Here is a 24306-nt window from a genome sequence, read left to right as displayed (position 1 = left end):
CTGCCGCTGCAGCCGCGGCGGCAGCGGCTGCAGCGGCCGGCGGCGGCGCTGGGGGCGGCGGGGGCGGCGGGGGCGCCGACACCGAGGCGCCACCGCCCGGCATCGTGGTCGACCCGGGAAGCGCGCAGGCCTACGCGGCATCCGCCGTCGCGAGGTACGGCTGGGACGACGGCCAGTTCCAGTGCCTGTACTCGCTCTGGATGCGCGAGTCGAGCTGGCGGGCCGACGCGTACAACACCTCGAGCGGGGCGTACGGCATCCCGCAGTCGCTGCCTGGGAGCAAGATGGCCAGTGCGGGCGCCGACTGGCGTACGAACCCGGCCACGCAGATCGAATGGGGCCTGTCCTACATCTCCTCCAGGTACGGGTCCCCGTGCGCCGCGTGGGCGCACTCGGAGGCCGTGAACTGGTACTGATGGGTCATGGCCGACCTCGACGAACGCGCGGTGTTCCGCGCCCATGCCGCCGAAGGCGTCCTCCTGCTCGGGGGCGGCGCCGCGATCCTCCTCCAGCTCGCCGACGCCCGCGTCGCGCACGGGGTCGCCCGGCATAGCGACTTCGCCGAGCGGCCCTTCGACCGGCTGTTCGGCACCCTCGACTACGTCTACGCGATCGGGTTCGGGGATGCGGATATCGCGGACGAAGCGGTCCGTCGCGTGAACGCCCGGCACGTGCCCGTACGGGGCATGCTGGATGCGCCCGCCTCCACTCCGGCCTCTTCGGACCGGGTGCAGGAGGCCGCCGACGACGCCGTCCGGTACAGCGCCTTCGACGCCGACGCCCAGCGCTGGGTCGCGTCGACGCTCCTCGCCGTGGCCCTGGAGGTCCACGAGCGGGTCTGGGGCCCGTTGGACGCCGTCCGTGCCGACGCCATCGTGCGCGGGTACGCCCCCCTCGGGTTCAGCCTGCAGGGCGCTCGGCAGGGATGGCCGACGACGAGGGCGGAGTTCGACGCATGGTGGGAGGCCCGGCTCGCGACGCTTCGCGTGGGCGAGCAGGCGCGATCGGTCGCACGCACGCTGCTCGGGGCATCCTCGGCCCTTCCTCCGGGCGTGGGCCTCCTGCTGCCACCGGTGCGACTCATGACCGCGGCCCTGCTGCCTCCCGCGATCCGCGACGCGTTCGGGTTCCGGTGGACCCCGCGAGCGGCCCGTGCCGCCGAGGCCTGGCTCGGCGGTGTCGCCTGGCTCTGGCCACGACTCCCCCGGCGCGTCCGCGATGCGCCGATGCGGCACTCGCTCCGTCGTGCCCGTCGCCGGTACGCTGAGCGTGAGCGACAAGGACGATGATGACCGAGCACAACCGCCATGCCGAACCGATCGACAGCATCGATCGTCGCATCGTCGCGGAGCTGAGCCGCGACGGACGTCTCTCGGTGCGCACCCTGGCGGAGCGCGTGCACATCTCCCGCACCGCCGCCCACAACCGCGTGCAGCACCTCATGGCCCGCGGCGTCATCACCGGGTTCGGGGCCCAGATCGATCGCAAGGCGATCGGCCTGAACATCTCGGCCCTCGTCGTCGTCCGCATCGGCGGCGACGCGTCCTGGGAGGCGATCGCCGCGAAGCTCGCGACGCTCCCGTTCGTCGAGAAGGTGCAGGCCGTGTCGGGCGACATCGACATCATGCTCACGGTCAGTGCTCCCGACCACGAGCAGTTGAGCCAGGCGATCCTCCGCGACATCCACGACCTGCCCGGGGTCGTCTCGACGAGGTCGCACCTCATCCTCGCCGAGATCGACGGTCGACCGCCAGCGCAGTCGCTGGACATCTGGCGCCCCTGAGGCGTTCCCGCCGGGACGAACGGCCTGCGTTGCGCCGCGTGGATGCCGATCGTTCACGCTTTCGGGAAAGCGCTGATCGGCGGCATCCCCTCGTTCCACGATGGAGCCATGAGTCTCAGCGTCGAGCGACCCGATACCCGGTCCCTACCGTCCCAGAAGCCCATCCGGCTCCTCGACAACGCCGGTCATGCCGTGCATGGCAGCGCCACCGGCGGGTTCGACCTGCCCGACCCGGCGACGCTCCTCGATCTCTATCGCCGCATGGTCGTCGCACGCCGCTTCGACGTCCAGGTGACGGCGCTCACCAGGCAGGGTCGGCTCGCGACCTACCCGTCGGCGCTGGGCCAGGAGGCCTGCGAGATCGGTGCCATCTCGGCGCTCGAGGCGTGTGACTGGTTCTTCCCGACCTACCGCGACAGCGTCGCGCTGCTCACCCGCGGCATCGAGCCGGGCGACATCCTCGCCTCGTTCCGCGGCGACTGGCACAACGGCTACGACCAGCACGCGCACCGCACCGCCTCGCAGGCGACGCCGTTGGCCACCCAGGCGCTGCACGCCGTCGGGCTGAGCCATGCCGCACGCCTCCGCAACGATCCGATCGTCGCGCTCACGATGCTCGGCGACGGCGCGACGAGCGAGGGCGACGCCCACGAGGCATTCAACTTCGCGGCGGTCTGGCAGACGCCCACCGTCTTCATCGTCCAGAACAACCAGTTCGCCATCAGCGTCCCGCTCTCGAGGCAGACGCGGGCGGCCACGCTCGCCGACAAGGCCGTCGGCTACGGCATGCCCGGGTTCCATGTCGATGGGAACGACGTCGCCGCGATGTTCGCCGTCACGCGCGCGGCGATCGAGCGCGCGCGGTCGGGCGGAGGGCCGACCCTCATCGAGGGCCTCACGTACCGCATCGAGGCGCACACGAACTCCGACGACCCCACGCGATACCGCGCGGCGCGCGACGTCGAGCACTGGAAGCGTCGGGACCCCATCGAACGACTCGAGCGATATCTCGTATCGGAGGGCGCCCTCCCCGAGGACGTGCGCACCGAGATCGCGGATGCCGCGGAGCAGGTCGCCGCCGACACGCGGCAGGTCATGACCGCGGAGGCGACGATCGACCCGCTCGAGCTCTTCGACCACGTCTACGCGAATCCCCGCGCCGCGCTCCTCGAGCAACGCGGACGCCTCGCGGCCGAGCTCGCCGAAGCCGCGGCATCCGGGAGCACCCCCGCCGCACACGCCGGGGCCGCCCGATGAGCGCGACCCGCACCGACGCACGACCCGAGCCCGCGGCATCCGCACCCGCGACGCTCACGATGGCGGGCGCGCTGAACGCGGCGCTCCGCGACGCCATGGCCGCCGACGACCGCGTCGTCGTCTACGGCGAGGACGTCGGGCCCCTCGGCGGCGTCTTCCGCGTGACCGACGGCCTGCAGTCCACGTTCGGCGAGGACCGCATCTGGGACTCACCGCTGGCCGAGTCCGGCATCGTCGGAACGGCCATCGGCATGGCGATGTACGGCATGCGACCCGTCGTCGAGATGCAGTTCGACGCGTTCAGCTATCCCGCGTTCGAGCAGATGGTCTCGCACGTGGCGAAGATGCGCAATCGGACGAAGGGGCGGATGCCGCTGCCGATGGTCGTGCGCATCCCGTGCGCCGGCGCGATCGGCGGGGTCGAGCACCACTCGGATTCGTCCGAGGCCTACTGGACGGCGACGCCGGGCCTCACCGTGGTCATGCCCTCGAACCCCGCCGACGCGTACTCGATGCTGCGCGAGGCCATCGAGAGCGAGGACCCCGTCGTCTTCATGGAGCCGAAGAGCCGGTACTGGGCCAAGGATGCGCTCGAGCTTCCGGTGCGCACGGCGCCGATGGACCGGGCCGTCGTCGTGCGCGAGGGCGCCGACGTGACGCTGCTGGCCTACGGACCCACCGTTCGCACCGCGCTCGAGGCAGCGGATGCCGCAGTTGCCGAGGGGCTCTCGATCGAGGTCGTCGACCTGCGGAGCCTCTCGCCCTTCGATGATGAGACCGTGTCCGCCTCCGTGCGCAAGACCTCGCGAGCCGCGGTGATCCACGAGGCCGCGCAGTTCGGCGGATACGGTGCCGAGGTCGCCGCACGCGTGACCGAGCGCAACTTCCACCACCTCGCGGCGCCCGTGCTCCGCATCACCGGCTTCGACATCCCCTACCCGTCGCCGAAGCTCGAGGAGTTCCACCTCCCGACGCCCGATCGCGTGCTCGCCGCGCTCGCCACGTGGGAATGGGACCTCGCATGAACCGGGACTTCATCCTCCCCGACCTGGGCGAGGGACTGACCGAGGCCGAGGTCGTCGCCTGGCTCGTCCAGCCCGGCGACGAGGTGCGCATCGACCAACCGGTCGTCGAACTTGAGTCGGCGAAGTCGGTCGTGCAACTGCCGACCCCGTTCGCCGGCGTCGTCGCCGCGCTCGGGGGCGAGGTGGGCCAGGTGCTGCACGCCGGCCAGGTGCTCCTGAGCCTTGCGCAGCCGGAAGCCGCGGATGCGGCCGAACCGAACGCGGCCCCGACTGCGCAGGCCGGCACCGGCGGCGGAACGAACTCGGGTGCCGAGTCGCCCGCGACCGCCCAGCCGGCAGAGCCCGGCATCGTCGTGGCGGAGTCGGCGCCGGCGGAGGAGTCCGGCGCCGTACTGATCGGATACGGGACCAGGGCGAGTGCCCCGACCGTTCGATCCTCGTCGGCGCCGTCCCGCTTCGGTCGTGGACGCGGATCGGGCCCGGCGGAACCGGCCGGATCCCCCGATGGCGAGGGGCCTGCCTCGACGGCAACGGCGATCCTCGAGCTGGATCCCGCGCGCCGGTCCCCCGTCGTGTCGCCGCTCGTGCGCCGTCTCGCCCGCGAACACGGGTTCGATGCGAGCCGGCTCGAGGGCAGCGGACCGCAGCACCTCGTGGTCCGCCGCGACGTCGAGTCCTTCATCGCCCGTCGCGGTGACGGCCCCATCGCGGTGCCGGCTCCTGCCGCAGCGCCGGCTCCCGCCGCCGATGCGTCGGCCGCGCCATCGGGCCATCGCGACGCCGAGGCCGACGCTGCGGAGCCCGGGCGCACGAGCGGCGAACGGCGGGTTCCGCTCGATCGCTTGCAGAAGGCCGCCGCCGCCCAGTTCACGCGCTCGCGCCGAGAGATCCCGGATGCCACGGTCTGGATGGACGTCGACGCGACAGGCCTCTTCGAGGCCCGTCGGGATCTGCTCGCGGCGACCGGCGAGAGCTTCGGCATCACCGCGCTCGTGGCCAGGTTCACGGTCGCGGCCCTGGTGCGGCATCCGTCGTTGAACGCGGCCTTCGATGCCGAGCGGGACGAGATCGTGTTCCACGACGACGTGCACCTCGGCATGGCCGCCCAGACGCCGCGCGGGCTCGTCGTGCCGGTCGTGCACGGCGCCGGCCGCATGTCGCTCCGCGTGTTGCGCGACGCGATCGCGGAACGCACCGAACAGGCGTCGTCGGGACGGTTCCCGCCCTCGGCCCTGTCCGGCGGGACCTTCACGCTGAACAACTACGGCACGCTGGGGGTCGACGGGTCGGCCGCCATCATCAACCATCCGCAGGCGGCGATGCTCGGCATCGGTCGCATCGTCGAGCGCCCGTGGGTCGTCGACGGAGCACTGGCCGTTCGCCGCGTCACGGAGTTGACCGTGTCGTTCGACCATCGCGTCTGCGACGGGGCGGAGGCCGCCGCCTTCCTGACCGAGGTCGCGCGCTCGATCGAACGACCCGTCTCGGTCCTGGCCGACCTCTGATCTCGCCACGACGACGGAACGGCCCGGTCCCCTCTCGAGGACCGGGCCGTTCCATTCGGACGGATCAGAAGAACTCGTCGGGGGTGCCGGCCGCCCGCTCGACGTCGCGCGTGTCGACGGAGGCGCCCTTGAGCTTCGCGACGGCGACCCGGAGGCCGGACTCCATCTGGGCGGCCCAGGCGTCGGACTCCCGGGCGCTCGTCTCGGCGGCACGCGCGCGAGCCTCCGCCGCCTCGGCCGCATGCCTGGCCTCGCTCACCTGGCGCAGCGCCAGCGAGATGCCGTAATACGCCGCCACCATGGTCGCGATCGGCGCCGCGATGATCGCGAGGGCGCTGATCGCGGCGCCCGTGGGGCTGAACGCGATGAGCAGTGCGAACGCCAGGAAGAGCGCCGCGATGGCGACCAGGACGACCAGCATGAACCGCAGGTCGCGGCTCCAGACGCGGCCGCTCGTCGCCTTCTCGGGAGCGACCTCCGCCGACGTGGTGCCGTCCTGGAGCTCGGGGAATCCGTCGTCGGGCAGACCCGGCTCGGCCCGCGTCACCGCCGGCTCGCTCGAGGCTCCCTGGCTGTAGACCGGACGAGTGCTCGCGTCGCTCATGCTCTCCCTGCTTCCCATGCGTTGCTGACACCCAATTGTGTTCTCCACCCGGAAGGGGGTCAAGGAACCGCGCCGTACGGCGGCAACCGCCCGCCTAGGCGCGGTGGATGCTGGGAACGAGGGCGCGGAGCGCCCTCGCGACCAGCGGCGCAGCGAACAGGAGCAGCACCCACAACATGCCGATCGCGGGCACGAGAAAGGCCAGCAGGCCAGCGACGAGCAGCGCGACGAGCACGCTGATCGAGCGGCTCGGATCGATGGCGCCCACTGCGCCGTCGACGAGCAGCGCGGGCTCCCGCCGGAGGGTCAGGTCGATGATGAGCATGGCGGTCGTCGTCACGATCATCGTGCCGATGTAGGCGGCGTCGAAGCTGCCGTCCACGCTCTCGCGCGTCGAGACGGCGTTCGCCGCGAACGGGAGGAACACGATGCTGGCCAGCCAGAGCATGTTCGCCCAGACGAGTCCGGGCGAGTAGTCGCGCACCAGCTCGAACACTCGATGGTGGATGACCCAGAACCTCCCGATGACCGCGAAGGTGACGACGAATGCGACGAACGAGCCCACGTTCGCGGCGAAGAACTCGCCGAAGTGCTGGTCGCCGATGTCACCGGCGAGATCGACGAGCGGCAGGATCAGGATCGTGATGGCGATCGCGACGGTCGCGTCGGAGAAGTTCACGAGGCGGTCGAGTCCGCGTTCGGTGCGTGCCATCCTGTCTCCCCCGGAATCCCGTGCGGCCACGCCGACCGGGGTCGTCAGTCGCCCTCGGTCTTCGGATGTCCCACGCTATCGGCTGGGTGCAGGACCCGTTCGCCCGACGTCATCATGGATCGCCACGAATCCGGTTCGCCGGCGACTCGGTGCCCAGTCGGAACCGAGAGTCAGTGCCCAGTCGGAACCGAGCTGAAACGAAAATGACCGGCACTCGAAAGTGCCGGTCATCCGTGATTTGGTGGATCTGAGGGGACTCGAACCCCTGACCCCCTGCATGCCATGCAGGTGCGCTACCAGCTGCGCCACAGACCCGTTCTGCCTCGCTTGAGGCAACGAATTGAGCTTACACCAGCCTCACGCCCTGAACGAAATCGAGGGATGCTCGGCTGATCGCCCGCTTCGTCAGCCGGCCAGGAGCGGCTCCAGCGGCACTGCCGGGCAGTCGAGCCACAGCCGCTCGAGGCCGTAGTACATGCGGTCCTCAGGGTGGAAGACGTGCACGACGAGGTCGCCGAAATCGAGCAGGATCCAACGGCCGGTGCTGTGCCCCTCGCGGCGGAGGGTCTTCGTCCCGGCGTCGCGGAGGACGTCCTCGATCTCGTCGGCGATCGCGATGACGTTCCGCTCCGACGTTCCGGTCACGAGGAGGAAGATGTCGGCGAACGGAAGCGGCTGCGACACGTCGAGTGCGACGAGGTCGTCGCCGCCCTTCGAGTCTGCTGCGCGCGCCGCGATGGCGAGTGAGTCGAGGGCGTGGTCGGATGCGGTCATACGCTCGTTTCCGGTCTGGAATGGATGGCTGGAGGAGCCGGGACTCAGAAGAGCCCGGTGAGGGCGCCGATGACGAGCGTGGCGACGACGCCGAGCGCCAGGACGCCCGCGGTCACGGCGAGGACGAGGGGCACGTTCATGCCCTCTTTCGACGGGGGCGTCATGACGGCCTTCGCCGCACTCTGCGTGCTGATGGCCCTCGTGGCGGAGACCGGGGCGCCCGCGCTGGCGCCGTCCTCGACCTGGTCGAACAGCCGGTCGACATCGGCCGAATCGATCTGGCTCGGATGCACGCCGGTGGCGCCGTAACTGCGCGGGAGGTCGATCGAGCCCGTCACGATGATCTCGCCGTTGTCGGCGAGCGGTGCGGGGATGCCCGTGTGATCGGGCAGCGACGGAAGGATGAGCGCGTTGGTGGTGGTCGGCACGCCGCGACCGACGCCGCCACGGGAGAGCACCTGGTCGTAGGGCTGCGGCTCGACCGGGGCATCCAGTTGCGAAGTCCAGTGGCCCACGGGCTTCGGCGTCGCGAGCGGCTGCTCAGCGGCGGCTGCGGCCGACTCCTGATGCGGAATCGGCTGCCGCGGCACGCCTGCGTTCGGGTGCATGCCGGTGGGCGGATACAGATCTCCGGACGCCGTCGTCGGAACCGGCGAGACCGATGGGTATGCTGCGGATGCCGGCGCGCGTGGCGCGTCCATCGCGGTCGCACCCGCGACCTCGTCGACGTCGACGTCGTCGAGGTCATCGTGGTCGGTCGCCGCGTCGCCGAGCATCGCCCGGAGCTCGCGACGCGTCAGGGTGCGCTCGGGCGTGCGTGCGGACGGCGCGGGCGGGGCCGCAGGAGCGGGCGTCGCGGGCGTCGGCGCGAAGCTCACGGGCGCGGCGGCCGCAGGCGGGAGGGGGGCGGGCACCGGCGCCGCCGTGCCCGTGTTCGGGTACGGCGCCGGGACCTGCGAAGGCTGTCCGTAGGGCGAGGCCGGGGGCGCCTGGCGCGGTACGGCGATGCCGTTCGCGGAACCCTGGCCCGCGGGCGTGGGAGCGGCGTACGCGGGCACGGGGGCCGGTGGTGCGATCGGCTGCTGTACGACGGGAGTCACGGGCGGGAGGGCCGCCGGAGCGTCATTCGGGGTCGGCGAAGTCGCCTGCTGCTGCAGGCGTTCGCGCTCGCGCATCTCGCGGCGCGTCAGCTGTGGTTCCTGCGACGACGTCATTCGACACTCCGATAGAGGTGGTGCTTCGAGATGTACTGGACGACCCCATCGGGGACCAAGTACCACACCGGGAAACCCCGGCGCACCCTGTCTCGGCAATCGGTCGATGAAATCGCCAAGGCCGGGACCTCCAACAAGCTTACGTCCTGCTCCGGCAATCCGTGAATGGAGAGCACATGTCCCGGTCGACTCACAGCCACGAAGTGCGCCAGTTCCCAGAGCTCCGCGACGTCCTTCCAGGAGAGGATCTGCGCGATGGCGTCGGCCCCCGTGATGAAGAACAGGTCGGCGTCGGCGCGCTCGCGGCGCAGGTCGCGCAGCGTGTCGATGGTGAACGTCGGCTTCGCGCGGTCGACGTCGACCCGGCTCACGGTGAAGCGCGGATTCGACGCCGTCGCGATCACGGTCATCAGGTACCGGTGCTCGGCCTCCGTGACGTTCGTCTTGTAGCTCGGCTGCCCCGTCGGCACGAAGACGACCTCGTCGAGGTCGAGCGACTGCGCGACCTCGCTCGCGGCGACGAGGTGACCATGGTGGATCGGGTCGAACGTTCCGCCCATGACGCCGACCCGAGGTCGACGCGTCTCACCGGTGGTCACGATGGCGAACCGGCTCAGTGACCGCCGTGCTCGCCGTGGTCGGCTCCGTGGCGCGCGGCGAACGCCTCGGCCTTGGCCCGGTGACGGTTGGCCACGTCGCGGTAGGAGGCGGTGACGAATGCCAGCGCGGCGAAGATCACGAGCGCGATGAGCCCGAAGACCCAGGAGTCCATGGGCAGCTCGCGCGCGTTCACCGACTCGGACGTGAGGATGCCGGTCAGGACCGTGCTGGAGAGGCTCATGCGCCGTTTCCTTTCGAAGACTTCAGTGGTGCTCGAGACAGTCTAGCGACGTCAGGCGCGCACGTGACCGGCGCCGCGCACGATCCACTTCGTGCTGGTGAGTTCCGGCAGTCCCATGGGACCGCGGGCGTGGAGCTTCTGGGTCGAGATGCCGACCTCGGCGCCGAAGCCGAACTCGGCGCCGTCCGTGAATCGCGTCGAGGCGTTGACCATGACGGCAGCCGAGTCGACCTCGTTGAGGAAGCGCTCGGCATTGGCGAGGTCGTTGGTGACGATCGACTCGGTGTGCCTCGTCGAGAACGTGCGGATGTGCGCCAGCGCGTCATCGATGGAGTCCACGACCGCCACCGACAGGTCGAGGCTCATGTGCTCCGTCGCGAAGTCCTCGTCGGTCACCGGGAGCGCCTCCGGCCGCAGGGCACGGACCCGCTCGTCCGCGTGGATGGTGACCCCGGATGCCTCCAGCCGATCGAGCACGGCCGGGAGGACCCGATCGACCGCGTCACGATGCACCAGCAAGGTCTCGAGGGCGTTGCAGACGCTCGGACGCTGCACCTTGGCGTTGTGCACGAGTTCGACCGCCCACTGCTCCGGTGCGCTCGCGTCCAGGAACATGTGCACCACGCCCGCGCCCGTCTCGATGACCGGAACCCGCGCCTCGTCGACGACGGCGCGGATGAGCCCGGCGCTCCCCCGCGGGATCAGCACGTCGACGTAGTCGCGCGCCTGCATGAGGTGACGGGCGCCGGCCCGGCCGTAGTCGTCGACGGTCTGGACGGCGCCGGCCGGCAGCCCGACGGCGTCGATCGCGCCGCGGAGGACGTCGACGAGGACCCGGTTGGTCTGCTCGGCGGCCGAGCCCCCGCGCAGGACCACGGCGTTGCCGCTCTTCAGCGCGAGCACCGCGATGTCGATCGTCACGTTGGGGCGCGCCTCGTAGATCGCGCCCACGACACCCAGCGGCACTCTGATCTGGTCGATCCGGACCCCGCTCGGGAGGGTGCGTCCGGTGAGGGTCTCGCCGACCGGATCTGTCAGCGAGATGACCTCGAGCACGGCCGCCGCGAGGGCATCGATGCGCCCCTCGTCGAGCGCGAGCCGGTCGAGCAGTCCGGTCGTGAGACCTGAGGAGCGGCCGGCCTCGAGATCGAGGCGGTTCGCCGCGATGACCTCGTCGGCGCGGGCGCGGAGGTCGGACGCGATGCGCTCCAGCGCGGCGTCCTTCTCGGCGGTCGTCGCGCGCGCGAGGCGGTAGGAGGCCTCTTTCGCGGCGGCGAGCCGCGCGTCGATCACCGTCGAGTCGAAGTCGGGCTGCAGCATGGCTTCAGCCTAGGCGAGCGCCGCCTCTGCCTGGCCAGTGTGACGCTCGGCTGCGGCATCGAACCAGGTGCCGATCGGGGCTCCCTCGAGGGCCTCCGCGACGAGGGTCGTCGCGGTGATCAGCACCGCCGTGCCGGCGGCTGCGGCGATGCGCGCGGCCGACACCTTCGTCTCCGCTCCCCCGGTGCCGACGCCGGCGCGCCCCGCGGATCCGATCTCGATGCCGGCCAGCTCGTCGCCGAACGGCACATGCGCGATGCGCTCCGCGCCGTCGAGATGCGGGGGCTTCGTGTAGAGCGCATCGACGTCGGAGAGCAGGACGAGCAGGTCGGCGCCGACGAGCTGGGCGACGAGCGCCGCGAGGCGGTCGTTGTCGCCGAAGCGGATCTCATGCGTGGCGACGGTGTCGTTCTCGTTGACGATCGGAAGGACCCGGAGCGCGAGCAGTCGGTCCATCGCACGTTGCGCATTCGAGCGCGGCGTGGCGTTCTCGAGGTCGCCGGCGGTCAGCAGGACCTGGCCCGCGATGATGCCGTACCGGTCGAGGCTCGTCTGATAGCGCCACATCAGCACGTTCTGCCCGACCGCGGCAGCCGCCTGCTGGGTCGCGAGGTCATCGGGGCGCCCGTCGAGCGACAGGAACGGGATCGCGGTCGCGATGGCGCCGGAGGAGACCAGGATGATCTCGGCCCCCCGGCCATGGACCGCCGCGAGTGCGTCGACGAGCGGCTCGATCTGCGCGGCGTTCTCCCCGCTGATCGAGGACGAGCCGACCTTCACGACGATGCGCTTCGCGTCGACGACGTCGGCGCGGCTGCGCATCGTCATCGCTCGTCCTCGGCCTCCGCCGTCGCAGCGGCCGGTGCGGCCTCCGCGCCGGGTTCATCGGCCCACATCCCGGCCTCGCGCTCGCGATCGAGCTCCGCGCGTGCTTCGGCCTTGGCGTCCATGCGCTCGTGGTAGTCGCTCCGACGCTCGGCACGCGTGGCACGCCGGTTCTCGTCGAGGCGCACATCCGTGCCGCGAGGCGCGGTGATGAGCTCGGCCGTCGAGGTGAGCGTCGGCTCCCAGTCGAAGATGACTCCGGTGCCCGGGCCGATCACGACGGTCGATCCCGCGACGGCGCCCGCGCGGACGAGCGCGTCCTCGACCCCGAGACGCGCGAGGCGATCGGCAAGGAAGCCGACGGCCTCGTCGTTCGCGAAGTCGGTCTGCTGCACCCAGCGTTCGGGCTTGCCGCCGAGGATGCGGTAGATGGTGCCGTACGAACCGCCCTCGGCCTTGACGACGTAGTCGACCTCGTTGACGGCCTTCGGGCGGATCACGATGCGCGGCCCGCCGGCCTCGATGGCCGCGGCCGCGGCCTTGCGCTCCTCGTCGACGAGCGCGCCGAGGGCGAAGCCGAGCTGGCGCAGGCCCTCGTGGCTGACGGTGGAGATCTCGAAGACCGTGAAGCCGCGGGCCTCGAACTCGGGCTTGACCATCTCGGCGAGCTCGCGTGCCTCGGGCACGTCGATCTTGTTCAGGGCGATGAGCTGGGGGCGCTCGAGGAGCGGCGTCTGCCCCTCGGGCACGGGATATGCGGCGAGTTCGCCGAGGATCACGTCGAGATCGCTGATCGGGTCGCGACCGGGTTCCAACGTCGCGCAGTCGAGGACGTGGAGCAGGGCGGAGCATCGCTCGACGTGCCGGAGGAACTCGAGGCCGAGGCCCTTGCCCTCGCTCGCGCCCTCGATGAGCCCGGGCACGTCGGCCACGGTGAACCGGTGGTCGCCGGCCTCGACGACGCCGAGGTTCGGGTGCAGCGTGGTGAAGGGGTAGTCGGCGATCTTCGGCCGCGCCGCGGACATGGCCGCGATGAGGCTCGACTTGCCGGCCGAGGGGTAGCCGACGAGCGCGACGTCGGCGATGGACTTCAGGACGAGCTTGACCTCGCCCTCGTAACCGAGCGTGCCGAGCAGTGCGAAGCCCGGGGCCTTGCGCTTGGTCGACGCGAGCGCGGCATTGCCGAGGCCGCCCTGACCACCAGGGGCCACGACGTAGCGCATGCCGGGCTCGGTCATGTCGATGAGCTCGTCGCCGTCGGCGTCCTTGACGACCGTGCCCACGGGGACGGGCAGTTCGAGCGGCTCACCGGCCGCGCCCGACCGGTTGTCGCCCATGCCGGGCTGGCCGTTGCCGGAACTGCGGTGCGGACGCCCGTGGTACGCGAGGAGCGTCGTGACCTGGGGGTCGGCGACGAGCACGATGTCGCCGCCGCTGCCGCCGTTGCCGCCGTCGGGGCCCGCGAGGGGCTTGAACTTCTCCCGGCGCACCGAGACGCACCCGTTGCCCCCGTGCCCGGCGCGCACGAACAGCGTCACCTCGTCGACGAAGCTGACCATGCGCCCTGCCTTTCTACTCTGGAAACACGTGAGGGCGAGCCGAAGCCCGCCCTCACGAAAACCTGTCGGTCGGCTATTCGCCGGCCGCCACGATGTTGACCACCTTGCGGCCGCCCTTGGTGCCGAACTGCACCGAGCCGGCCTCGAGCGCGAAGAGCGTGTCGTCGCCACCGCGACCGACGCCCGCACCCGGGTGGAAGTGGGTGCCGCGCTGGCGGACGAGGATCTCGCCCGCGCTGACGACCTGGCCGCCGAAGCGCTTCACGCCGAGGCGCTGGGCGTTCGAGTCACGACCGTTGCGAGTGGAGCTCGCTCCCTTTTTGTGTGCCATGTCTGATTCTCCTTGCGAGCCGCTGCTGCTACTTGATGCCGGTGACCTTGAGGCGCGTGAGCTCCTGACGGTGGCCCTGGCGCTTCTTGTAGCCGGTCTTGTTCTTGAACTTCTGGATCACGATCTTCGGACCGCGGAGGTCGTTGAGGACCTCTGCCGTGACCGTGACCTTCGCGAGCGACTTGGCGTCGGAGGTGATGTTGTCGCCGTCGACGAGGAGGACCGGGACGAGCTGGACGTTGCCGTCCTTGTCGCCCTTGATGCGGTCGGTCGTCACGATGGTGCCGACTTCGACCTTCTCCTGCCGACCGCCGGCGCGCACTACTGCGTAAACCACTACTCGTACCTATCTCTGGGGAACCACGGGGATTCCGACTGTCTGATGGGGTGTCACTGCGCGGGACCCCAGCGGGAAGGAGGGTCGTCACTGCCAGAAAACGATGGTGCAGGCGGTTCTCCATGGGAGGAGCCTGCAGTGGGGCATACCGGGATAAGCGGCGGCACCAACGGTCGAGTTTACCGGATGGATCTGGGTGGGTCAAACGCGGGCCATCGGCGCGTCGCGAGTCGGGCGGCCTAGGATCGTGCCATGACCGTGCTCATCGACACGCCGCTGTGGCCGAAGCACGGCACCACGTGGTCCCACCTCGTGAGCGACGAGTCGATCGCCGAGCTCCGTGCGTTCGCCGATCGCGCCGGCCTCCCGGCCCGTGCGTTCGACCTCGACCACTACGACGTTCCCGTCGAACGCTACGACGAGCTCGTCGCAGCCGGGGCCGAGCCCGTGGCGCCGCGCGAGCTCGTGCGGCGCCTCGCCGCCAGCGGACTCCGCGTCTCGCCCCGCGAACGGCGGGAGCGACGCGAACGCGATGGGGCCCCGTCCGACTGACGTCGCTCGGGGCCCGATCGCGATGCGCACCGACTCAGTCGGACTCGGATGCCCCGTGCACGGCGTCGTCGGCGTTCGCAGCGCCCGCGCGGGTGATCACCGGGGCACCGCCCGCCGGTGACAGCGCCGCGGTCGACACGCGACGGCTCCGGGAGCGACCCTCGCCGGCCTTCTTCGGGGCAGGCAGCGCGTCCAGCACGGAGTCGAGGAGTTCGGCGGTGGCCGCGGTCTCGGGCCGTGCGCGCGGCGTCGTGACGACGGGCAGGTCGAGGATGGCCGCCACGTCGGGCAGTGCCTCGGCCCGAGCCTCCGCGGACTCCTGCGACCCGGCAGCGGCATCCGCGATGTCGAATTCGCCGGCAGGTGCCTCGTCCTCGCCGACGGACGGCGCCGGAGCGGCGTCGATCGTCGCGGCATCCGCGGCATCCGCGGCATCCGCGGGCTCCTCGGGCGAGGTCGACGTCGGGACATCCTCCTCAGCCGGGGTGTTCGCAGTCGTCTGCTCGCGCGAGGCGCGACGGCCCCGCCCACGGCGACGGCCCGAGCGCGTGCCCTGCTCGTCGGCCGGCTTCTCCCCGGCCTCCGTGGCGGCCGGCGCATCGGAACCCGCCGAGGCCTGCTCGTCGCGGTGCTCGGAGTGCGGGATGGTCGACGCGGCGATCTGGGCGAGGGCGTGCTTGACGTCCTCGGTGATCGCGTGCGTGCCGGTGTGCGCCTTCGGCTCGGCGACGACGTGCTGCGGCTGGGCAGGTGCACCCGAGGAGTTGCCGCCGCGGCCGTTGTTGCGTCGGCGTTCGGGCTGCTGCGGTGCGCGATGCTTCAGCACCGGCTCGTGGTGGACGACGATGCCGCGGCCCGCGCAGACCTCGCACGGCTCGCTGAACGTCTCGAGCAGGCCGAGGCCGAGCTTCTTGCGGGTCATCTGCACGAGCCCGAGCGAGGTGACCTCGGCGACCTGGTGCTTGGTGCGGTCGCGCGAGAGACACTCGATCAGCCGGCGCAGCACGAGGTCGCGATTGGACTCGAGCACCATGTCGATGAAGTCGACGACGATGATGCCGCCGATGTCGCGGAGCCGGAGCTGGCGGACGATCTCCTCCGCCGCCTCGAGGTTGTTCTTGGTGACCGTCTCCTCGAGGTTTCCGCCTGAGCCGACGAACTTTCCCGTGTTCACGTCGACGACCGTCATCGCCTCGGTCCGATCGATGACGAGCGATCCTCCCGACGGCAGGAAGACCTTGCGGTCGAGCGCCTTCTCGATCTGCTCGCTGATGCGGAACTCGTCGAACGAGTCGCGGTCGCCGGCGTAGGCCTCGATGCGCTCGAGCAGGTCGGGTGCCACCGCACGGAGGTAGCGCTCGATCGTGCCGCGCGCCTCGTCGCCCTCGATGATCATCTTCTGGAAGTCCTCGTTGAAGACGTCGCGAACGATCTTGATGAGCAGGTCGGGCTCCGAGTGGAGCAGCGCCGGAGCCTGCACCTTCTCGAGCTGGGCTGAGATGTCGGCCCACTGCGCGATGAGGCGGTTGACGTCGAGCGTCAGTTGCTCCTCGGTGGCGCCCTCGGCGGCGGTGCGCACGATCACGCCCTGGTTCTCGGGCAGCACCTCCTTGAGGATCTTCTTCAGGCGCGCACGCTCGGTGTCGGGCAGCTTCCGGCTGATGCCGTTCATCGAGCCGTTGGGCACGTACACGAGGTAGCGTCCGGGAAGTGAGACCTGGCTCGTCAGGCGGGCGCCCTTGTGGCCGACGGGGTCCTTCGTGACCTGCACGAGGACGCGGTCGCCGGGCTTGAGCGCGAGCTCGATGCGCCGCGGCTGGTTCTTCTCGCCGTTCTCGGCGGCGGCGTCCCAGTCGACCTCGCCCGAGTAGAGGACGGCATTGCGTCCGCGACCGATGTCGACGAAGGCCGCCTCCATGCTCGGCAGCACGTTCTGCACTCGGCCGAGGTAGACGTTGCCGATGAGCGAGGCCTCCTGGTTGCGCGCGACGTAGTGCTCGACGAGCACGCCGTCCTCGAGCACGCCGATCTGGATGCGGCCGCCCTTCTCGCGCACGATCATCGACCGGTCGACGGACTCGCGGCGGGCGAGGAACTCCGACTCCGTGATGATGGTGCGGCGGCGTCCGGCATCGCGGCCGTCGCGCCTGCGCTGTTTCTTGGCCTCGAGTCGGGTGGATCCCTTGACGCGCTGCGGCTCCGTGATGAGCTCGGGCTCGCGGGGCGTGCGCACCTTGACGACCGTGTTCGCAGGCTGGTCGCCGTTGCCGCGCGGCTCCTCGCCGCTCCGGCGACGGGTGCGGCGACGCACGCTCGAGGCCTCGTCGTCGTCACGGCCGCCGCGATCGGACGTGTCGCGGCCGCCGCGATCGGACCCGTCGCGATCGCTGCGCTCGGCGCGTTCGCCCCGGTCGGGCCGCGTCGGCTCGTCGGGGACCACGAGCACGGGAGGTGCGTGGAAGATCAGCGACGTCGTCGTGAGGTTCGCCGGGATCGGCGACACGGCGGCCGGCGCCTCGGCGGCCGGCTCGTCACCCCCCTCGGCCACGTGTCGGCCGTGGGGCGCATCCTCGGGGTCGGGGCGTGCGGGCTCCTGCTGGGAGTCGCCCGTCGGCGCGTCGGCCACGGCGGCGGGCTCGGCCTGTGCGGTCGCGACGCCCTCCGTGGGCGCGGGATCGGTCACGACCTCCTCAGGCGCGACGTCGACCTGCTGGGCCTGCGGCGGCGCGTCCTGCTGACCACGCCCGCGACCGCGCCGGCCGCCGAAGAGGCCGCCGCGCCGCTTGGGCGCGCCTTTGGAATCGGATTGGTTGCTCTGGTGCTCGTTGCCTTCCACCATCTCTGGTGCACTCCTACGCCGGTCGGGGTGGCCGCGCCACCCTCTCCGTACTCTCTCGAGCGGTACTGCGTGGTACGCAGGACCGCCAATTCTCACCTACTGCGACCGGCCGGTTGCCTTGTCGCCACGTCTTGCGGTGTGCTCACCGCCCATGCGGATGCGGTGCATCCGTGAAGCCTTCATTGGCGCCGGTCCGGGCGCGGCCCGGTCGACTTCCTCGATTATCGCACGACCGGCGGGGAACCGTCCGATTGCGCATGCCACAATCGAGACATGTCGGATGCCCCAGCTCGCCCGAGACCCGTCGGCCTCGCCATCTCCCTCATCGTGCTCGGCGCGCTGGGCCTGCTCGCCGCGTACGAGCTCTCCCTGGAGAAGGTCCTCACGCTGATGGATCCCGAGCACGTCCCGAACTGCAACGTGGGCGTCCTGGTCGGGTGCAGCACCAACCTCGCATCCTGGCAGGGCTCGGCGTTCGGGTTCCCGAACCCGTTCATCGGCATGATGGCGTGGCCGGTGGTGATCACGATCGGCGTCGCGATCCTCGCGGGAGCCGCCTTCTCGCGCTGGTTCTGGCTCGGGCTCAACGTCGGCGTCGCGGGCGCGCTCGGGTTCGTCGGCTGGCTGATCTACCAGAGTATCTACGTGCTCGACGTGCTGTGCCCCTGGTGCATGCTCACGTGGGCGGTCACCATCCCCGTGTTCTGGATCGTGACGCTGCACAACCTCCGCTCGGGACATATTCCCACGTCGGAACGTGTGCGACGGCTGGCAGCCGCCTGGTACGGCTGGATCCCCGTGATCACGGTGGTCTGCTATGCCGTCATCGTCCTGCTCGCCCAGGCGCAGATGAACGCGATCCCGCGCGTCATGATCGACCTCCAGAATCTCTGGCGCTGAGCGGACCGCCGCGGAGCGAGGGCCGTGGCATGACTGGCCCTGGAAGTGACGGATGCCCCGTCGACGCGCTCGGCGTCGACGGGGCATCCGCCGTCCTGATGATGCTCAGGCGAACCAGAGCGCGAGCTCGCGATCGGCCGACTCGACCGAGTCGGAGCCGTGCACGAGGTTCTGCTGCACCTTGAGGCCCCAGTCGCGACCGAAGTCGCCGCGGATGGTGCCGGGAGCCGCCGTCGTCGGGTCGGTGGTGCCGGCGAGCGAGCGGAAGCCCTCGATGACGCGGTTCCCGGCGACGCGGATCGCGACGACCGGTCCGGACTCCATGAACTCGACGAGCGGCTCGTAGAACGGCTTGCCCTCGTGCTCGGCGTAGTGCTTCGCGAGGAGTTCACGGTCGGCCTGCACGAGGCGGATGTCGACGAGCGAGTACCCCTTCGCCTCGATGCGGCGCAGGATCTCGCCGGTCAGGTTGCGGGCCACGCCGTCGGGCTTGACGAGGACGAGGGTCTCTTCGATGGGGGTGGTCATTCCTGTTCCTTTCGGTGGGCGGCGAACGTCGCCGCCTTCTCTCGGTCGATGCGTTCACCGGCGATCATGCAGTACGTCCAGATGCCGCCGAAGAGCGCGCCGATGAAGAACATCGCGGGGTGGATGAAGCCCGCGGCGAGGATCAGCACCTGCACGGCCCAGCCCAGCGCGTACGCCCAGCGGAACCGGAGGAGGCCGATCGTGGCGATCATGACGAGGATCACGACGCCGCCGGCGACGAGCGCGGCCCACCGGGGCAGGCCGAACATGCCACCGTCCTCGGGGGTCAGGCCCCAGATCATGAGCGCGGCGAGGAACACGACGATGAGCTCGAAGCCGAGCACGATCGACGCGAGGCTCGCGCGCACCGACCGCGGTGCCGTCGCCCGCGGCGCCACGCCCGTGTCGGGCTGCGGTTCGTTCGTGCCGGTCATCGTGCGCTCCAGCCTCGGTCGGCGGCGATGCGCATGGCCTCGCCGGCGAGCAGGACCGACCCGGTGACGATGACGGCCCGCTTCGTGCCTTCGGCCGCCCAGCGGCGGGCCTCCTCGAGCGCGTCGTCGAGGCGCGGCTGGACCGCGACCCGGTCGCCCCCGACCTTGCCGGCGACGAGCTCGGCGAGCTCTGCCGCATCGGTCGCCCGGTCGGAGTCGGGCACCGTCACGAGGTACCGCGCATCGAGGTCGAGGAGCGCATCGAGGATGCCCGCGGCATCCTTGTCGCCGAGCACGCCGAAGACGATCGCGACCTCGTCGAAGTCGAACGCCTCGCCGAGCGCGGCGACCAGCGACCTGGCGCCGTGCGGGTTGTGGGCGGCGTCGACGATCACCGTCGGGTCGGCACCGATGATCTGTAGCCGACCCGGGGAGGTCACCGATCCCAGCCCGATCTCGACGACCTCGTCGGCGAGGCGCACGCTGCCCGCCCCGATGAAGGCCTCGACGGCGGCGACGGCGACGGCCGCGTTCTGCGCCTGGTGGCTGCCGAAGAGCGGCAGCGCCACGTCGTGGTACTCCCCCGCGAGTCCGCGGATCGAGACGAGCTGCCCGCCGACGGCGACCTTCGTGCTGAGCACCGCGAACGCGTCGTCCTCGACCGCGAGGGTCGACTCGGTGAGGTCGGCCGCGTTCTCGAGGACCTGCATGACCTCGTCGGCCTGCCTGGCCGTCACCACGGATGCCGCGGGCTTGATGATGCCCGACTTCGTGCGCGCGATCTCGACGATGTCGTTGCCGAGGCGGGTCTGGTGGTCGAGGTCGATCGGCGTGATGACCGCGACCTGCCCGTCGGCGACGTTCGTGGAGTCCCACTCGCCGCCCATGCCCACCTCGAGCACCATGACGTCGACGGGCGCGTCGGCGAAGCACGCGAAGGCGAGGGCCGTGAAGACCTCGAAGAAGGTCAGCGGCGCCTCTCCGGCGCCTTCGAGCTCGGCGTCGACGATCGCGATGAACGGCTCGATCTCGAACCAGTTGCGGGCCAGCGCCTCGTCGTCGATCGAGGCACCGTCGATGCGGATGCGCTCGGTGAAGCGCTCGAGGTGCGGGCTCGTGAGCAGGCCCGTGCGGAGTCCGGACGCCCGGAGCAGGCTCTCGATCATGCGGCTCGTCGATGTCTTGCCGTTCGTGCCGGTGAGGTGGATGACCGGCGCCGAATGATGCGGGTCGCCGAGCAGTTCCACGGCGCGCCGTGTCGGGGCGAGGCGAGGACGCGGCGATCCCTCGCCGACGCGCGCGATGAGGCTCGCGTACACCGCGTCGGCGGCCTCCCGTGCCTCGGCCTCGGCTTCGCCGAAGTCTTCGGGCGTTGCGTCGGGCGCGTCGCTCATGCCTGCTCCAATCCGATGTGCACGCGGGTGCCGCCGGCGAGCGGCTGCGTGACCGCCGCGGTCGCCTCGTCGAGCTCATGGGCTGCGAGGGACACCGCGAGCGTCTCCCCCGTGATGAGGGCGCGGTGCGCCTCGACGGCGGGCAGGGATGCCGCGTCGACCGAGAGGGTGAGCGAGATGCGGTCGCCCACCTCCAACCCGGCCGCCTTGCGCGCCTCCTGCACGGCGCGAACGAGGTCTCGCGCCACGCCCTCGGCCTCGAGCTCCGGTGTGGTCTCGGTCTCGAGGATCGCGAAGCCGCCGTCGGCGAGGAGCGCGAGGGCGCGGGAGCCGCCGGCTCCCCCGGCCTCGAGCACGAGGTCGTACTCGCCGTCCTGAAGGGCGATGCCGCCGGCGACGACCGTGTCGCCATCCAGACCCCAGTCGCCGGAGCGGGCGGCCTGGATCGCCTGCTGCACGGTCTTTCCGAGGCGCGGTCCCGCGGCGCGGGCGTTGACGCTCAGTCGCTTCGTCACGCCGTAGGTCTCGGCGCTCGCGGCGTCGAGTTCGACGAGGTCGACCGCCTTCACGTTGAGCTCGTCGCGGAGGATCCCCTCGAACGGCGCGAGCGCCGCGGCATCCCTCGTCACGACCGTGAGCGAGGCGAGCGGAAGCCGCACGCGACGACCGGCCTGCTTGCGGAGCGCGAGGACGGACCCGCTGATCTCGCGCACCGCGTCCATGGCCGCGACGAGCGGCTCGTCCGCGGGGAACTCGGCCGCCTCGGGCCAGTCGACGAGGTGCACGCTGCGGCCGCCCGTCAGGCCGCGCCAGACCTGCTCGGTGGTGAGGGGCAGGAGCGGGGCCGCGAGGCGCGTGAACGTCTCGAGCACGGTGTAGAGCGTGTCGAACGCCTCGCTGCCCGCGCCGTCGTCGGCCACGCCGGCCCAGAACCGGTCGCGCGAGCGGCGCACGTACCAGTTCGTGAGCACGTCGGCGAAGTCGCGCAGCTTTGCTGCGGCCATCGTCGAGTCGAGGTTCTCAAGGTCCTGGGTCACGGCCGTGACGAGATCGCGGAGCTTCGCGAACAGGTAGCGGTCGAGCACGTCGGTCGAGCCGGTGCTCGCGGATGCCTCGTACCCGCCCTCGCGCGCCGTGTTGGCGTAGAGCGAGAAGAAGTACCACGTGCTCCAGAGCGGCAGCATGACCTGCCTGACGCCCTCGCGGATGCCCTCCTCGGTGACGATGAGGTTGCCGCCGCGGAGCACCGGGCTCGCCATCAGGAACCAGCGCATGGCGTCGGCGCCGTCGCGGTCGAAGACCTCGGAGACGTCGGGATAGTTGCGCAGCGACTTGGACATCTTCTGCCCGTCGTTGCCGAGCACGATGCCGTGGCTGATCACGTTCTTGTATGCGGGTCGGTCGAACAGCGCGGTCGAGAGCACGTGCATCACGTAGAACCATCCGCGGGTCTGCCCGATGTACTCGACGATGAAGTCGGCGGGGTGATGCGTGTCGAACCACTCGCGGTTCTCGAACGGGTAGTGCACCTGGGCGAACGGCATGGAGCCCGAGTCGAACCAGACGTCGAGCACGTCGGGGATCCGACGCATCGTGCTGGCACCGGTGGGGTCGTCGGGGTTCGGGCGCGTGAGGTCGTCGATGTAGGGCCGGTGCAGGTCGGGCTCGCCGGCGCCGTTGCGCGGCAGGCGCCCGAAGTCGCGCTCGATCTCCTCGAGCGAGCCGTAGACGTCGACGCGCGGGTGGTCGGGGTCGTCGCTCTTCCACACCGGGATCGGCGAGCCGAAGTACCGGTTGCGGCTGACCGACCAGTCCCGGGCGCCGGCGACCCACTTGCCGAACTGGCCGTCCTTCACGTTCTCGGGCACCCACGAGATGTCCTGGTTGAGCTCGCCCATGCGGTCGCGGAACTCGGGGACGCGGATGAACCAGCTCGAGACCGCCTTGTAGATGAGCGGATTCCGGCAGCGCCAGCAGTGCGGGTACGAGTGCTCGTAGCTCGCCTGACGGAGGAGGCGGCCCTCAGCCTTCAGCAGTTGCGTGAGCGGCTTGTTCGCGTCGCTCCACAGCTGGCCCGCGACATCCGTGACCTCGGGCTTGAAGCGGCCGCCCTCGTCGAGCGAGATGATGACGGGGATACCCGCCGCTTCGCCGATGCGCTGGTCCTCCTCGCCGTAGGCGGGAGCCTGGTGCACGATGCCCGTGCCGTCCTCGGTGGTGACGTAGTCGGCGACGAGGACCTGCCACGCGTGCTCGAGGCCGTGGGCCTCGACGTCGGCGTAGTAGTCGAAGAGGCGGTCGTAGGTGACCCCGTCGAGTTCGGCGCCGAGGACCGTGCGGGAGACCGCCGCACGGGCGTCGTCGGCCGACTCGTAGCCGAGGTCCTTCGCGTAGTTGCCCAGGAGGTCGAGCGCGATCAGGTACTCCGCGCCGAGCACCTTGGTGTCGGATGCGCGGTCGCCGGCCTCCTCGCGCAGCACGGTCGCGTCGGGCGTGCCGTTGGGCCCGGCGGGCACGACGGCGTACCGGATGTCGGGGCCGACCGCGAGCGCGAAGTTCGTCGGGAGGGTCCAGGGCGTCGTCGTCCATGCGAGGGCGCGCACCGCCGTGAGGCCGAGCGACTCGGCCTTGGCGCCCGTGAGCGGGAACGTGACCGTGACGGTCTGGTCCTGCCGCATCTTGTAGACGTCGTCGTCCATGCGCAGCTCGTGGTTGGACAGGGGCGTCTGGTCGCGCCAGCAGTAGGGCAGCACGCGGTGGCCCTCGTAGGCCAGGCCCTTCTCGTGCAGCTGCTTGAAGGCCCAGATGACCGACTCCATGTACGTGGTGTCGAGCGTCTTGTAGTCGTTCTCGAAGTCGACCCAGCGCGCCATCCGCGTGACGTACTCCTGCCACTCCTTCGTGTAGCGGAGCACGGACGAGCGCGCGGCCTCGTTGAAGGCCGCGATCCCCATCTCCTCGATCTGCACCTTGTCGGTGATGCCGAGCTGCCGCTCGGCCTCGAGCTCGGCGGGCAGCCCGTGGGTGTCCCAGCCGAACCGGCGGTGCACCTGCTTGCCGCGCATGGTCTGGAAGCGCGGGAAGACGTCCTTCGCATACCCCGTGAGCAGGTGCCCGTAGTGCGGCAGACCGTTCGCGAACGGCGGTCCGTCGTAGAACACCCATTCGGGTGCGCCCTCGCGCTGGTCGATGGAGGCCTGGAAGGTGCCGTCGGCGTTCCAGTAGGCGAGCACCTCCCGCTCGCCTGCGGGGAAGTCGGGTGACGGCGCGACGCCGTGCTCGTCGGGGGTGCGCGGGTACACGCGGGCTCCTTCGATCAACGAATGCTTCCGCGAGGACGGCGGTTGCCCTTCGAGCCGCCGCCGCGGTACCACCTCGCTTGCCGCGCCGGAGCGCAACCCCTCTTGCACGGCTGTGACGGGCCGGCCCGTTCGGTTCTACTGGCGGGCGGGAGCCTGCGGCATCCGCCCGTGTTCTTCCGAAGGCTCCCCGGTGATGGCCGGATCGACGCCTGTGCTCTCGATTGTACGCGTCGACGGCGGCGACTCCAGCCCATTCCGGCCGGGGCGGCG

Annotated in this window: 24 protein-coding genes and 1 tRNA gene; 8 read left to right on the top strand and 17 right to left on the bottom strand. The window is 70.8% G+C overall.

Annotated elements, in window-relative coordinates; all coding sequences use genetic code 11:
- From GQQ95_RS11165 to GQQ95_RS11140, 6 genes are all read left to right on the top strand, one after another.
- The coding region (locus GQQ95_RS11165) for an aggregation-promoting factor C-terminal-like domain-containing protein (RefSeq protein ID WP_157427738.1) at positions 1–416 on the top strand (416 nt) is incomplete at its 5' end.
- A gap of 6 nt (positions 417–422) precedes the next feature.
- Positions 423–1289 (top strand): oxygenase MpaB family protein, encoded by an 867-nt coding sequence (locus GQQ95_RS11160; RefSeq protein WP_157427737.1) that lies wholly within the window; start codon positions 423–425, stop codon positions 1287–1289.
- Positions 1289–1783, top strand: coding sequence for an Lrp/AsnC family transcriptional regulator (locus GQQ95_RS11155; protein ID WP_212275399.1), 495 nt, complete (start codon positions 1289–1291; stop codon positions 1781–1783). The genes GQQ95_RS11160 and GQQ95_RS11155 overlap by 1 nt, the downstream gene beginning before the upstream one ends.
- Before the next feature lie 108 nt (positions 1784–1891).
- Positions 1892–3040, top strand: a complete 1149-nt coding sequence (gene pdhA / locus GQQ95_RS11150; protein ID WP_157427735.1) for a pyruvate dehydrogenase (acetyl-transferring) E1 component subunit alpha — start codon at positions 1892–1894, stop codon at positions 3038–3040.
- Entirely contained in the window at positions 3037–4065 is a 1029-nt protein-coding gene (locus GQQ95_RS11145) for an alpha-ketoacid dehydrogenase subunit beta (protein WP_157427734.1), read from the top strand. Before pdhA ends, GQQ95_RS11145 begins: the two co-directional genes overlap by 4 nt.
- Positions 4062–5570: a dihydrolipoamide acetyltransferase family protein gene (locus tag GQQ95_RS11140; RefSeq protein ID WP_157427733.1), complete on the top strand. Its 1509-nt coding sequence runs from the start codon at positions 4062–4064 to the stop codon at positions 5568–5570. The genes GQQ95_RS11145 and GQQ95_RS11140 overlap by 4 nt, the downstream gene beginning before the upstream one ends.
- Before the next feature lie 64 nt (positions 5571–5634).
- Here the strand turns inward: GQQ95_RS11140 and GQQ95_RS11135 are convergent, their stop codons facing one another.
- The 12 genes from GQQ95_RS11135 to rplU form a co-directional block, all read right to left on the bottom strand.
- Complete coding sequence (locus tag GQQ95_RS11135; RefSeq protein ID WP_157427732.1) at positions 5635–6174, bottom strand: hypothetical protein; 540 nt, start codon at positions 6172–6174, stop codon at positions 5635–5637.
- Positions 6175–6268: 94 nt separating this feature from the next.
- The gene (locus GQQ95_RS11130) at positions 6269–6886 is read right to left on the bottom strand and encodes a TMEM175 family protein (protein WP_157427731.1); all 618 of its coding nucleotides are present in this window, start codon (positions 6884–6886) and stop codon (positions 6269–6271) included.
- Between the two features lie 239 nt (positions 6887–7125).
- Positions 7126–7201: transfer RNA gene (locus GQQ95_RS11125), tRNA-Ala, on the bottom strand.
- A 90-nt stretch (positions 7202–7291) separates the two neighbouring features.
- Positions 7292–7660 (bottom strand): ribosome silencing factor, encoded by a 369-nt coding sequence (gene rsfS / locus GQQ95_RS11120; RefSeq protein ID WP_157427730.1) that lies wholly within the window; start codon positions 7658–7660, stop codon positions 7292–7294.
- A 44-nt stretch (positions 7661–7704) separates the two neighbouring features.
- The gene (locus tag GQQ95_RS11115) at positions 7705–8874 is read right to left on the bottom strand and encodes a hypothetical protein (protein ID WP_157427729.1); all 1170 of its coding nucleotides are present in this window, start codon (positions 8872–8874) and stop codon (positions 7705–7707) included.
- Positions 8871–9473, bottom strand: coding sequence for a nicotinate-nucleotide adenylyltransferase (gene nadD, locus GQQ95_RS11110; protein WP_157427728.1), 603 nt, complete (start codon positions 9471–9473; stop codon positions 8871–8873). The genes GQQ95_RS11115 and nadD overlap by 4 nt, the downstream gene beginning before the upstream one ends.
- 14 nt (positions 9474–9487) lie before the next feature.
- Positions 9488–9715: a hypothetical protein gene (locus GQQ95_RS11105; RefSeq protein ID WP_212275397.1), complete on the bottom strand. Its 228-nt coding sequence runs from the start codon at positions 9713–9715 to the stop codon at positions 9488–9490.
- 51 nt (positions 9716–9766) lie between these two features.
- Positions 9767–11035, bottom strand: coding sequence for a glutamate-5-semialdehyde dehydrogenase (locus GQQ95_RS11100; RefSeq protein ID WP_157427727.1), 1269 nt, complete (start codon positions 11033–11035; stop codon positions 9767–9769).
- 9 nt (positions 11036–11044) lie between these two features.
- A complete protein-coding gene (gene proB / locus GQQ95_RS11095) occupies positions 11045–11863 on the bottom strand; it encodes a glutamate 5-kinase (RefSeq protein ID WP_157427726.1) in 819 nt (272 codons plus the stop codon).
- Positions 11860–13419, bottom strand: a complete 1560-nt coding sequence (obgE, locus tag GQQ95_RS11090; protein WP_157427725.1) for a GTPase ObgE — start codon at positions 13417–13419, stop codon at positions 11860–11862. Before obgE ends, proB begins: the two co-directional genes overlap by 4 nt.
- A 73-nt stretch (positions 13420–13492) precedes the next feature.
- Positions 13493–13750, bottom strand: a complete 258-nt coding sequence (gene rpmA / locus GQQ95_RS11085; protein ID WP_055857715.1) for a 50S ribosomal protein L27 — start codon at positions 13748–13750, stop codon at positions 13493–13495.
- A gap of 28 nt (positions 13751–13778) precedes the next feature.
- The gene (gene rplU / locus GQQ95_RS11080; protein ID WP_157427724.1) at positions 13779–14087 is read right to left on the bottom strand and encodes a 50S ribosomal protein L21; all 309 of its coding nucleotides are present in this window, start codon (positions 14085–14087) and stop codon (positions 13779–13781) included.
- A gap of 252 nt (positions 14088–14339) precedes the next feature.
- On the opposite strand from rplU, the gene GQQ95_RS11075 reads away from it, so the two are divergent.
- The gene (locus GQQ95_RS11075) at positions 14340–14639 is read left to right on the top strand and encodes a DUF4031 domain-containing protein (RefSeq protein ID WP_157427723.1); all 300 of its coding nucleotides are present in this window, start codon (positions 14340–14342) and stop codon (positions 14637–14639) included.
- 34 nt (positions 14640–14673) lie between these two features.
- On the opposite strand, the gene GQQ95_RS11070 is transcribed toward GQQ95_RS11075, so the two are convergent.
- Entirely contained in the window at positions 14674–17478 is a 2805-nt protein-coding gene (locus tag GQQ95_RS11070) for an Rne/Rng family ribonuclease (RefSeq protein WP_157427722.1), read from the bottom strand.
- A gap of 273 nt (positions 17479–17751) precedes the next feature.
- On the opposite strand from GQQ95_RS11070, the gene GQQ95_RS11065 reads away from it, so the two are divergent.
- Entirely contained in the window at positions 17752–18378 is a 627-nt protein-coding gene (locus GQQ95_RS11065) for a vitamin K epoxide reductase family protein (RefSeq protein ID WP_157427721.1), read from the top strand.
- A gap of 105 nt (positions 18379–18483) precedes the next feature.
- Here the strand turns inward: GQQ95_RS11065 and ndk are convergent, their stop codons facing one another.
- Genes ndk through ileS form a run of 4 tightly spaced genes read right to left on the bottom strand, consistent with a single transcriptional unit; the run spans position 18484 to position 24036 of the window.
- Positions 18484–18906, bottom strand: a complete 423-nt coding sequence (gene ndk, locus GQQ95_RS11060; protein ID WP_157427720.1) for a nucleoside-diphosphate kinase — start codon at positions 18904–18906, stop codon at positions 18484–18486.
- Positions 18903–19340, bottom strand: coding sequence for a DUF4233 domain-containing protein (locus tag GQQ95_RS11055; protein WP_246205407.1), 438 nt, complete (start codon positions 19338–19340; stop codon positions 18903–18905). Before GQQ95_RS11055 ends, ndk begins: the two co-directional genes overlap by 4 nt.
- Positions 19337–20734 carry a bifunctional folylpolyglutamate synthase/dihydrofolate synthase gene (locus tag GQQ95_RS11050; RefSeq protein WP_157427719.1) on the bottom strand — a complete coding sequence of 466 codons (1398 nt, stop codon included), beginning with the start codon at positions 20732–20734 and terminating at the stop codon, positions 19337–19339. Before GQQ95_RS11050 ends, GQQ95_RS11055 begins: the two co-directional genes overlap by 4 nt.
- Positions 20731–24036 (bottom strand): isoleucine--tRNA ligase, encoded by a 3306-nt coding sequence (gene ileS / locus GQQ95_RS11045; RefSeq protein WP_281352029.1) that lies wholly within the window; start codon positions 24034–24036, stop codon positions 20731–20733. Before ileS ends, GQQ95_RS11050 begins: the two co-directional genes overlap by 4 nt.
- Positions 24037–24306 lie beyond the last annotated feature (270 nt).

Source organism: Agromyces salentinus, assembly GCF_009749395.1.
In the GTDB taxonomy this organism is placed as follows: domain Bacteria; phylum Actinomycetota; class Actinomycetes; order Actinomycetales; family Microbacteriaceae; genus Agromyces; species Agromyces salentinus.
Note: the sequence above shows the minus strand (reverse complement) of the source record. Positions and strands in the feature narration are given on the sequence as shown.

Bases quoted from the DNA above. Each gene is read 5' to 3' on its own strand.
- GQQ95_RS11160 (WP_157427737.1), top strand. From the start codon at position 423: ATGGCCGACCTCGACGAACGCGCGGTGTTCCGCGCCCATGCCGCCGAA.
- GQQ95_RS11155 (WP_212275399.1), top strand. From the start codon at position 1,289: ATGACCGAGCACAACCGCCATGCCGAACCGATCGACAGCATCGATCGT.
- pdhA (WP_157427735.1), top strand. From the start codon at position 1,892: ATGAGTCTCAGCGTCGAGCGACCCGATACCCGGTCCCTACCGTCCCAG.
- GQQ95_RS11145 (WP_157427734.1), top strand. From the start codon at position 3,037: ATGAGCGCGACCCGCACCGACGCACGACCCGAGCCCGCGGCATCCGCA.
- GQQ95_RS11140 (WP_157427733.1), top strand. From the start codon at position 4,062: ATGAACCGGGACTTCATCCTCCCCGACCTGGGCGAGGGACTGACCGAG.
- GQQ95_RS11135 (WP_157427732.1), bottom strand. From the start codon at position 6,174: ATGAGCGACGCGAGCACTCGTCCGGTCTACAGCCAGGGAGCCTCGAGC.
- GQQ95_RS11130 (WP_157427731.1), bottom strand. From the start codon at position 6,886: ATGGCACGCACCGAACGCGGACTCGACCGCCTCGTGAACTTCTCCGAC.
- rsfS (WP_157427730.1), bottom strand. From the start codon at position 7,660: ATGACCGCATCCGACCACGCCCTCGACTCACTCGCCATCGCGGCGCGC.
- GQQ95_RS11115 (WP_157427729.1), bottom strand. From the start codon at position 8,874: ATGACGTCGTCGCAGGAACCACAGCTGACGCGCCGCGAGATGCGCGAG.
- GQQ95_RS11105 (WP_212275397.1), bottom strand. From the start codon at position 9,715: ATGAGCCTCTCCAGCACGGTCCTGACCGGCATCCTCACGTCCGAGTCG.
- GQQ95_RS11100 (WP_157427727.1), bottom strand. From the start codon at position 11,035: ATGCTGCAGCCCGACTTCGACTCGACGGTGATCGACGCGCGGCTCGCC.
- proB (WP_157427726.1), bottom strand. From the start codon at position 11,863: ATGACGATGCGCAGCCGCGCCGACGTCGTCGACGCGAAGCGCATCGTC.
- obgE (WP_157427725.1), bottom strand. From the start codon at position 13,419: ATGGTCAGCTTCGTCGACGAGGTGACGCTGTTCGTGCGCGCCGGGCAC.
- rpmA (WP_055857715.1), bottom strand. From the start codon at position 13,750: ATGGCACACAAAAAGGGAGCGAGCTCCACTCGCAACGGTCGTGACTCG.
- GQQ95_RS11075 (WP_157427723.1), top strand. From the start codon at position 14,340: ATGACCGTGCTCATCGACACGCCGCTGTGGCCGAAGCACGGCACCACG.
- GQQ95_RS11070 (WP_157427722.1), bottom strand. From the start codon at position 17,478: ATGGTGGAAGGCAACGAGCACCAGAGCAACCAATCCGATTCCAAAGGC.
- GQQ95_RS11065 (WP_157427721.1), top strand. From the start codon at position 17,752: ATGTCGGATGCCCCAGCTCGCCCGAGACCCGTCGGCCTCGCCATCTCC.
- ndk (WP_157427720.1), bottom strand. From the start codon at position 18,906: ATGACCACCCCCATCGAAGAGACCCTCGTCCTCGTCAAGCCCGACGGC.
- GQQ95_RS11055 (WP_246205407.1), bottom strand. From the start codon at position 19,340: ATGACCGGCACGAACGAACCGCAGCCCGACACGGGCGTGGCGCCGCGG.
- GQQ95_RS11050 (WP_157427719.1), bottom strand. From the start codon at position 20,734: ATGAGCGACGCGCCCGACGCAACGCCCGAAGACTTCGGCGAAGCCGAG.